Here is a 9,228-nt window from a genome sequence, read left to right on the forward strand (position 1 = left end):
ATTGTCATCATGGAATAATCCGCATGGGCAAAAGTAATTCGGATCATTTCGCCGAGCTGCGGCTGTCGATGGAAGCTGAAGGCGGCGAACTGCTCCGCGCCTTCGTTCGCGAAGCGTCGCTGGTCGAAGGGGTCCCGCCGATGACCGCGAGCCTGATCGCCGCCGACGCCGCGCAAACATGGCAGATTCTTTGCGGGTCGCGCACGACCGCGGAGCGCGCGGCGGTTCTTCTGTCCTCTTCCAAAGGCGAGGCGCGCGCACGGATTCTGCTCAACGGCCATTCCCGTTTTTCCACCGTCGTTGGTTCGCTCAGCGCGCAGGTGCGGCGAGATGCGGGATTATCTTACCGGGAACGCGGCGTCGACGGATGGGAGATCACGATCCATCGCGGTTTCGAACCCTCTCGCGAAGCGGCGGAACATAACGAAGAGCCGATCGCCGAAGCCGCAGAGACGACCGAAACGGTGCGGATCGACGTGCCTCAGCAGAGCGATTCAGCGGCGATCGCGCGCTGTTTCCTGGCGGTCTACGGACACAATTACGTTCACCGGGAAGTCTTTTCCCCGCACCGCTATTGGCGGAAGGTCGAAAGCGGAGAGCTCATTCCGGTCGTGACACGCGATGCGCGCGGCGAGGTCATCGGGCATGTCGCGCTCGAGCGCGAGCCCGGCGCGACGATCGCCGAACGCGGCGAAGCGGTCGTGCTTCCGTCCTACCGGGGACGCCATCTCTTGGAGCGCATGACCGAGCGGCTGACGGACGAAGCGGCGAAACTCGGGCTCGTCGGGATCTACGCCGAGCCGGTTACGACTCATACATTCTCACAGCGCAACGACGAGCGGGCCGGCATGCCGACATGCGCGATCCTGCTCGGCGCGGCGCCCGAAACCTCGCATTCGAAGGATTTGCCTGTGCCGACGGCCGGACAGCGCCAGAGTTTTCTGCTGACGTTCCGCTTCCTGGAAGCCGGGCGGGCATGCGAGATCGTCGCGCCTCCGGCGTATCGCGACGTCATGACGACGACATACGGCCGTCTCGGCGTCGGCGTTTCTCTACATGAGAGCGGAACGCCAACAGAGACTCGGTCGATGACGAGCGTGATGGTCAACCCATGGGGCTATGGCAGGATTCGCTTCGAGATGATCGGATCGAACGCCAGCATCGAATTGAGCCAGGCGGTGAGCGACGTCAGCGGCCTCGGCGCGCGCGCCGTGCAGCTTTCCGCGCATGTCGACGACCCGGGCTTGCCGCTCCTGGTTGAGAGCGCGCGCCGCCAGGGATTTTTCTATTGCGGGCTGGCGCCGGCCTTCTCCGAAGGCCGAGATCTGCTGCTGATGCAGCATGTGAGCGAGCCGCTCGACATCAATGAACTGCAATTGTTCACGGAGCAGACGAAGGAGCTTGCGGCGTTCATTGAACGAGACCGTCAGTCGGCGCAGAGCCAGCGATGAGAATGCGTGAGCAACGTGGCGCGCCCCCAATCCGTTCTTTTCGCCTGCACGCTGAACACTGTGCGATCGCCGATGGCGGAGGCGATCGCACGGTATTATTTCGGCCGCGAAACCTATTTCGCTTCCGCTGGTCTGAAGCGCGGCGCCCCTGACCCTTTCGCCATAGCGGCAATGGACGAGATCGGCGTCGACATTTCAGCACATAAGCCGCACACGTTCGAAGATCTCGAAGATTCGAATTTCGATCTGATCGTGACGCTGTCGCCCGAGGCGCATCACAAGGCGCTGGAGTTTACGCGCACGATGGCCGTCGACGTCGTCTACTGGCCGACGCCCGACGCGACCGCCGCGCAGGGCTCGCGCGAGGCCATTCTCGACGCCTATCGCGACGTGCGCGAGCGGCTGACGGGGCGGATCAAGGATCTGCTCGGACACGGGCCGTCGCTGAGCGGATGATGACGTGTCTGGCGGCTTCCGCCATGTCATTCCCGACGCGCGAAGCGCGATCGGAATCCAGCGTTGCGACGCGGAGAGGATTTTGCTCTGGATTCCCGGTCAGGCCTTCGGCCGGGAATGACAACCGGTTGCGTATAGAAAACTTAAAGAGACTTCTTCATCTGCGCGCAGAAGCGCTGCGCAAGGCCGATCAGCGCGTGGTCCGAGCCGCGCCGGCCGATGAAAGAGAGCGCAACCGGCGCATCGCTCGTCGGAAGGGGAATGCTGATCTGCGGCAGGCCAAAGAAGCTCGCGATGAGAAACAGGCGCATCATCTGATAGCGCTTGGCGTCGAGCGTTTCCTCGCTTTCGGTGAGCAGCGGCGCGCGAAACGGCGCCGTCGGCGACACGAGGAAGCCTTGCGAACCGAGGAGCGCGTCGATTTTTTTGCGCGCCTCCTCGCGGAAACTTTCAGCGGCTTTCTTTTGGTCGGCCGTGACCTTCGCCGCATAGGCGAAACGCTGCTCGACGCCCTTGCCGAAAGTGGGACTGTTCGCCGAAATCCACGCGCCATGCGAGGCCCAGGCCTCGAAAGCCTGCATGTTTCGGAAATGTCCGAGCGCCGCCTTGAAGAAGTCGTCGCCGAGGGTCGCTTCGCGCCAGGGCCCGGACGCCTTCAGAGCGTCGATGGGATCAGCCGCCGCCGAAGCGAAATCCATCCCGACTCCCGAGAAGGCGTCGGTGAGCAGCACGGCTTCTTTGAGTTCGGCGTTCTCCGCGTTTTGCGGCAACAAAGCCTCGCCGACAGAGGCCATGACGCCGATGTCGCGGGCGAACCAGCCGATGGCGTCGAAGGACGGCGCTAGCGGAATGATTCCATCCATCGCAACTGCGCCATGCGACGCGCGGAAGCCAAAAACCCCGCAAAACGCCGCCGGCGCGCGGCAGGAGCCGGCGGTGTCGGTGCCGATGGCGAAATTGACGAGGCCGGCGGCGACAGCGACCGCCGAGCCTGAAGACGAGCCGCCGGGGTGGCGATTTTGCGCGGCCGGATTGATCGGCGTGCCGTAATGCGGATTGGCGCCGAGAAGGCTATAGGCCATCTCGTCCATTTGCGTCTTGCCGACGAGCCGCGCGCCGGCATCGAGCAATCGATCGACGACAGGCGCATCGCGCTCGGCAGGGGCGTGGGTCGCCGCCCATTTCGGATGGCCGTTGGTCGAGACGTTTCCCGCGACGTCGATGTTCTCCTTGACGACGAAGCTCGCGCCGGACAGGCGTCCCGGCGTTTCCGTGCTCCGGTTGAGAACGACGGACAGCGCGCCGAGATCGTCCTTCATCGCGGCATCCTTCCTTCCAGCGGGTCTAGCATAGGCGGGCGCGGCGGGAATCCAAATAGCGCCTGATGGGCGCGACTATACTGAAGAATGTGGCGAGACAAAATGCAGACGCCGCGGGGAGACTGCTGTTGCGCCATTCGCAGGCTTACGCCAGATTGTCCGCTGCGGCGCGCGACCATTGGAGACGCAACATGGATGAGTTCGGCGGGGGCTTTATACGCAACGTCATGATTGGCTTTGCGCTGGCTTTGGCCTTTTCCATCATCTACGTCTGGTACACGCGATAGGGGAACCGTCGCGCGCTCGGGGACGGTCGCGCGGCGTCAGAATATCAGCGGCTTGGCGATCATCAGCCATATGATTGTCATAACGGCGCCGAACGCCGGAAAGCCGAAAGCGAACCACCACCAGAAAAATCGATGGTAGATCTGCGGTAGCGGCTGGTTCGCCGCTGCCGAGGCTTGCGCGATATCGCGGATGCGCATCTGCATCCACACGACAGGCAACCAGAAGGCGCCGGTCAAAAGATACAGCGCGATTGAGAGCGCGATCCAGCCTTCGGTGAGCGAATAGCCGGCCAGCCAGGTGAGCGCGACGCCGGTGATGGGCTGAACCACCACGGCGGAAGCGGTAAAGACGAAGTCCGCGATCACAACGATACGCGCCACCCCGGCGATGACCGGCACGGAGCGGGAGAAATGCGCCATCAGCATGAAGAACGCGATTCCGGCGCCGGTGCCCAGCAAAACTGCGGCGCCGACGATGTGAATGTATTTGAGGAGGAGATAAATCACCGGTCGTCGACGATCGCCAGAGAAACGACGTTCAGCACCATCACAGACCAAATTTTGAGCATTGGTCCCAGCGGGTCCCGCCAGAGTCGCGGCACGAGGATGGTGCCGAGGATGAGGTAAACGAACGACAGGATGAGCGCGGCGACAAGCGCAATTTTCGATGTGCGGCGAAAGGCGATGGCTATCCCGATGATGAGATCGGAAGACGCGCCGGCGATCACGGCCAGCGGCACGATTGGGCCCGACAGTCCACCCTCGTACAAAAGCCCGAGCCCAATGTCCCATCCCGGCCCGAAAGAAACCAAGGCGGTCGAAATCCAGAACAGCGCCGTAACGGCGAAAATGAGCGGCTTGAGCGCGTAGATGCGCGCAAACCATTTTTCGCGCACGTCGGCGGGCTCGGCCATCAGCGCCGCTTCAAGAGCTTGCGGTTTGATTCCCGTCATGTTTGTCCATGGCGTGGGATCGCCGACGGCGCCGCGGACCATTTCCTGTTTTGCGATGCTGCGGATCGGCGTGCGCCAGCCCAGCCAGGCGAGGAAATCGCCGAGGCGGTACATCCAGTCGATCAGCCAGTCGGGGACGTCGACGAGCTGGGCAGGACGCGATCCGAGCCATTGGCGATAGATCGCGACGACCTCGTTGAAGGTCAGGCGCCGCGGTCCGACGATCTCCAGCTCCACACGGGCGGGGGCGGACGGCTCCAGAAAAAAAAGCGCGGTCGCCACGACGTCATCGAGCTGGACGATCTGCAGTTCCCCCGCGTCCTTGAAGCGGGGAAGGATCGGCAACGCCGCCAGCCCACGAAACAACGCGCTTCCGCCGTAAGCGCGGCGTCCGACGACGACCGAGGGACGAAGAATGACCCAATCGAGATCGATCGCTTTTAAGGCGGCGTCGCCCTCCGCCTTGCTCCTCGAGAATTCGCTCGGCGTCTGCCGGTCGACGCCGACGGCGGAGAAGTGAACGACGCGCTTGACGCCAGCCTGTTCGCAAGCGGCGAACAGCGTCGCCGGGCCTCTGTGATGTGCCGCGTCGGTGGAATCGGACCCGCTTCCGCCAAGAACGCCGGCGCAATTGATGACCGCATCAACGCCTTCAAGATGCGAAAGCCATTGTTGGGGCGAGTCTACAACTCTCAAATCTAGCGACACCCATTGCGCCTCAGGAAATTGCCGTCGGACATTGGCGCGTCGCGAAACGGCGACCACCGAATGACCGGCTGAGAGGAGCTTGGCAAGGATGCTCGATCCGATGAGGCCCGTCGCGCCGAGGACAAGAATTTTCATGGGTAGGCCTCGACTATTGCGCGGACGATCTTGCGGCGAGCGGAACGAAGCGGCCGTGATTTGCGCGCAAGCCGCGCAAGAGTTCTTCCATAAGGCAAAATCGCGAACAGCAGCGCTGCGACAACAGCGCCTATGATGTAGGCCAAGGGCAGTGGATTGGCTTTAAGCGCGATATCAAAGCGCGGCGCTTCATCTCCGAGTCCAAAAAGGGCCAGGAACTGCGGCCAATGCCTGGCCGAGATCATCAGCACGGCCGTCAGCGGCAACAGTTCGAGGTAGCTGTGAACGTGCTGCTCAATGGGCGTGATTTTCCGCAACGTAACCGCATAGCTCAAATCCCAAAGCGTCGTCGCCTCGTGAACGAAGAACATCACGATCATAAAGGCGATCACGAGCGCGTTGACCTCCAGCAAGAGGACCGCGAGAAAAGGACCGCCGACTTCAGCAAACAGCAGCAGATGAATGACCGATTCCTTCGCGCCTGAGGTTATTTCGATGTTGGTGGCGCGGTGACACAGCCAATCGGCGAAACCCGCCATCAGCCAGACAGGCACGACAAAATACATCAGCAAGAGTAATGTCGGATCCTGTTCCATCCTCATCCGCTCTCAAGGCTTGTATTCCTGCAGCGGCGCGAAAGCGGGGCCATTGAGCGCTTCGCCGTCCGGCGCAAATTGAGATCCATGACAGGGGCAGTCCCAGCATCGCTCGAAGGCGTTCCAATGCACGAGACAGCCAAGGTGAGAGCAGACAGCTGAACGCAAGAACAGCTTCCCGTCTTCATTGCGGAAGGCGGCGACCTTGCTCAATCCGCTGCGAACGATCGCGCCTTCGCCGGGCTTCAACTGATCCCATGAATCGATCTCGCCGGGCGTGACATATTCGGCGAAGTTTTTGGGCGCGGCGAGATTCTCGCTCAAATATTCGCCGATCGCGCTGATTGGCTTGCGAGCCGGGTCATAGGTCTCGGTCCAGCGATTTGCGCCCGTCAGGATCAGGTCCTTGATGATCAATCCGGCGAGCGCGCCATGGGTCATCCCTTGCCCTGAATCACCCGTCGCGACGAAAACGCGTTCGCTTCCGGGATCGCGCCCAATGAAGGCGACGCCGTCGACAGGTTCGAGCACCTGGCCGGACCAGCGGCGCAGCTCTTTGCCCAGCGGCGGCAACAATCGGCGCATCCAATCCTCGAGCGCCACAAAGCGGCGATCTGCGTCGTTCGCTTCGCCCGAGCGATGATCCTCGCCCCCCACGATCAATATGTCGAGGCCGTCTTCGCCGGGCTGCAGTCGCACATAATGATAAGGATCGAGCGTGTCCCAATAGAGCGCGTCGGGAAGCGCGCCCGAGGGCAATTCGAACGCCATGGCGTAAGTGCGGTAAGGCGCCTGCTTCGTATGAATGGCGAAGCGATCGCTGATCGGCGCGTTCGTGGCGACGACGGCGTAGTCGGCGCGCACAGCCCGGCCGTCTGAGGTCGCCACGCGAACCCCACCATCTTCGTCCTCGACAGCAACTACCGTCGTGTTTGCGTAAAAATTGCCGCCAGCCTTGGCAATTGCCCGCGCAAGACCATGCAAATATTTGAGCGGATGAACGCGCGCCTGGTTGGGATAGCGGAGCGCTGGCGCGCTTTCATGACCGACAAAAGGCGCGCCCATCTGCTTGATGACCGGCAGCCCCGCCTTATTTGCCGCGTTGAATTCGCGCTCGAGCGATGCTGTGTCTTCTTCCTTCGCCGCAAAGAGATAGCCGTCGACCCGCCGAAAGTCGCAGTCGAAATTGAGCGTTTGTTGCAGGCTCTCGATGCGATCAATGGCGGCTTGCTGGCTTTCGCGCCAGGCGCTTGCGATTTCTTCGCCGCGCAATCGGATAAGTTCGTCAAATCCGTCGTCGCTTCCCGAAGCGAGATGCGCAGTGGTGCGCGCCGTCATTCCCTTACCGATCGGTCCGCGATCGAGAACAATAACCTTTTTGCCCGCGGTCGCGAGTTCATATGCGACCGACATCCCCGCGATGCCGGAGCCAATAACGACAACGTCGGCGCGTTCGTCATTGAGGAGAGCGCCGGCCCGCTCGATGACCGGCTGGTCCGTCCAATAGGACCGACTTCTTTCGGAAGCGACATTCATCGGATATTCGACGCTCTGCAAGGGGTGTGATCGGCGGCTGCAGACTAAAACGAACGCGCAGGCACAGTGTTCCATCACGCCCTTAGTCGCTGGGGAAGGGCATTCGCGTAACAGTCAGGAGAAGACGCGGAGCCTTCCCTCTAACGCACCATCCGATAAATCACGCCGAATAAAGTGGCGTTGACCGTCGCCAACATAAAGACGATCAGTAACGTCTCAGCTACTCGACTATGCCGTGACGACATTGACGCCTCACGCAAAGATTGCAAAGCGGCAAACTAGTTAGAGCGGCTGCGCGAAGCGACAATCCAAAATGCGCTTCTTATTTCGAATGGCGCCGTCCAGAGCCCCAAGCTCAACGATTGTTCTCACACACTTGCGATAGGCGCACGATGCCTACGCGCTCTCGGAACATGCGGACGGGCGGCCGGTTATCGCCATAGGACGCGTCGGCGCATCCTTCTGCTTCAAAAAAAGAGCGAGGCGGCCATGAGCGGCACAGTTGGCGATTTCTTTGTCCGCCGGCTGCACGAATGGGGCGTGCGGCGCATTTTCGGCTATCCGGGCGATGGCATCAACGGCGTGCTCGGGGCATTGTAGCGCGGCGCCGCTCATCTCATCACCGGCCTCTATGACGCCAAATGCGGTCACATGCCCGTTCTCGCGATCTCCGGCCAAGCGCCGCGAGCGGCGCGACGAGCCGTGCTGTTTCTGCATCACTGCCGAGAAAAAGATGGATGAGAGAATAACGCGCCATTTCATCGGCTTGCTGAAAAGCAAATTTGACGCATACTGTCAGTGACGTTCCCGCAGGGTGCGGTTAAGCCGGTGATGGCGCGTTCGCGCTCGACTCGGCGTGACCCTTCGCAGTGATGGCCCATGTTTGCTGCGGAGTCTGCAGTTGTCATTTCGTTCAGCCTTTGTCTGCTTTCTGACTGCAGTATTTGCGGTGCCGCCTTCGTTCACCGCACTGGCGCAAACCGCGCTTCCCACAATCCAAGTTGGCGCGCATCGGGCCGCCCCGGCGGCACGCTCCCATGCGTCCGTGCCGGGACGACCCGTCCATGCGCCGCCGCAACCGCCGCGCGCGTCGCCAATTGTCGCCGCGATCGCTCGCCCCGCGCCGCCCGCGGGCCCGACGCCGCCGCCAATCACCGCCTCGAGCGAGAAATTCTTCACCGGCAAGGAGGTCAACGCGCTTCCCTTCGCGCGCCCCGGCGACGCGCTGGAGATCGTGCCCGGACTCGTCGTCACCCAGCACAGCGGCGAAGGCAAGGCGAACCAGTATTTCCTGCGCGGCTTCAATCTCGACCACGGCACCGATCTGGCGCTCTATCTCGACGGCATGCCGCTCAATATGCGCACCCATGGCCATGCCCAGGGCTACGCCGACAGCAATTTCCTGATCCCCGAACTCCTGTCCTACGTCCTCGCCCGCAAAGGGCCGTATGACGCGCAAGACGGCGACTTCTCGTCGGCGGGTTCGATCTACATGCAATACAAAGACACGATCGACAAAGGCTTCTTCCAGCTCACCGGCGGCAGCTTCGGCTACGCCAGGGCTCTCGCCGCCGCCCCGTACCGAGATTTCGCCGGCGGCTCCGCCTATGGCGCGGTCGAAGCGCAATATTACAACGGACCCTGGGAGCGCGGCGACAATATGCGGCGCCTCAACAGCGTGTTGCGCTGGTCGCGCGGCACGCAGGACGACGGCGCCTCCGTGACCTTCATGGGCTATGCCAACAAATGGTATGGAACGGACCAAATTCCGCGTCGCGCGGTCAGCG

The 9,228-nt window shown here is 62.0% G+C and carries 8 protein-coding genes and 1 pseudogene; 4 read left to right on the plus strand and 5 right to left on the minus strand.

The annotated features are described in order from the left end of the window. Positions 1-23 precede the first annotated feature (23 nt). Complete coding sequence (locus IYW40_RS01015) at positions 24-1,451, plus strand: hypothetical protein (RefSeq protein ID WP_196399063.1); 1,428 nt, start codon at positions 24-26, stop codon at positions 1,449-1,451. Positions 1,452-1,457: 6 nt separating this feature from the next. Continuing rightward, positions 1,458-1,907 (plus strand): low molecular weight phosphatase family protein, encoded by a 450-nt coding sequence (locus IYW40_RS01020; protein WP_348644213.1) that lies wholly within the window; start codon positions 1,458-1,460, stop codon positions 1,905-1,907. Between the two features lie 143 nt (positions 1,908-2,050). Here IYW40_RS01020 and IYW40_RS01025 read toward each other — a convergent pair whose 3' ends face one another. From IYW40_RS01025 to IYW40_RS01050, 5 genes are all read right to left on the minus strand, one after another. Further along, positions 2,051-3,226 carry an amidase gene (locus IYW40_RS01025; protein ID WP_196399064.1) on the minus strand — a complete coding sequence of 392 codons (1,176 nt, stop codon included), beginning with the start codon at positions 3,224-3,226 and terminating at the stop codon, positions 2,051-2,053. A 323-nt stretch (positions 3,227-3,549) separates the two neighbouring features. Then, on the minus strand, positions 3,550-4,020 hold the full coding sequence (locus IYW40_RS01035; protein ID WP_196399066.1) for a DUF2269 domain-containing protein: 471 nt from the start codon (positions 4,018-4,020) through the stop codon (positions 3,550-3,552). Then, positions 4,017-5,309, minus strand: a complete 1,293-nt coding sequence (locus IYW40_RS01040; protein WP_196399067.1) for an SDR family oxidoreductase — start codon at positions 5,307-5,309, stop codon at positions 4,017-4,019. Before IYW40_RS01040 ends, IYW40_RS01035 begins: the two co-directional genes overlap by 4 nt. Beyond that, positions 5,306-5,905 carry a diguanylate cyclase gene (locus tag IYW40_RS01045; RefSeq protein WP_246720567.1) on the minus strand — a complete coding sequence of 200 codons (600 nt, stop codon included), beginning with the start codon at positions 5,903-5,905 and terminating at the stop codon, positions 5,306-5,308. The genes IYW40_RS01040 and IYW40_RS01045 overlap by 4 nt, the downstream gene beginning before the upstream one ends. A 12-nt stretch (positions 5,906-5,917) precedes the next feature. Then, positions 5,918-7,441, minus strand: a complete 1,524-nt coding sequence (locus tag IYW40_RS01050; protein ID WP_196399068.1) for an FAD-dependent oxidoreductase — start codon at positions 7,439-7,441, stop codon at positions 5,918-5,920. 489 nt (positions 7,442-7,930) lie between these two features. Here IYW40_RS01050 and IYW40_RS01055 point away from each other — a divergent pair. Both IYW40_RS01055 and IYW40_RS21525 read left to right on the plus strand, forming a co-directional pair. Next, positions 7,931-8,119: pseudogene (locus IYW40_RS01055) on the plus strand (thiamine pyrophosphate-requiring protein); the annotation flags it as partial. 367 nt (positions 8,120-8,486) lie between these two features. Further along, positions 8,487-9,228: TonB-dependent receptor plug domain-containing protein (locus IYW40_RS21525; RefSeq protein WP_348644214.1), on the plus strand; the 742-nt coding region annotated here is incomplete at its 3' end.

The sequence above is a fragment of the Methylocystis sp. H4A genome (genome assembly GCF_015709545.1).
Taxonomy (GTDB): domain Bacteria; phylum Pseudomonadota; class Alphaproteobacteria; order Rhizobiales; family Beijerinckiaceae; genus Methylocystis; species Methylocystis silviterrae.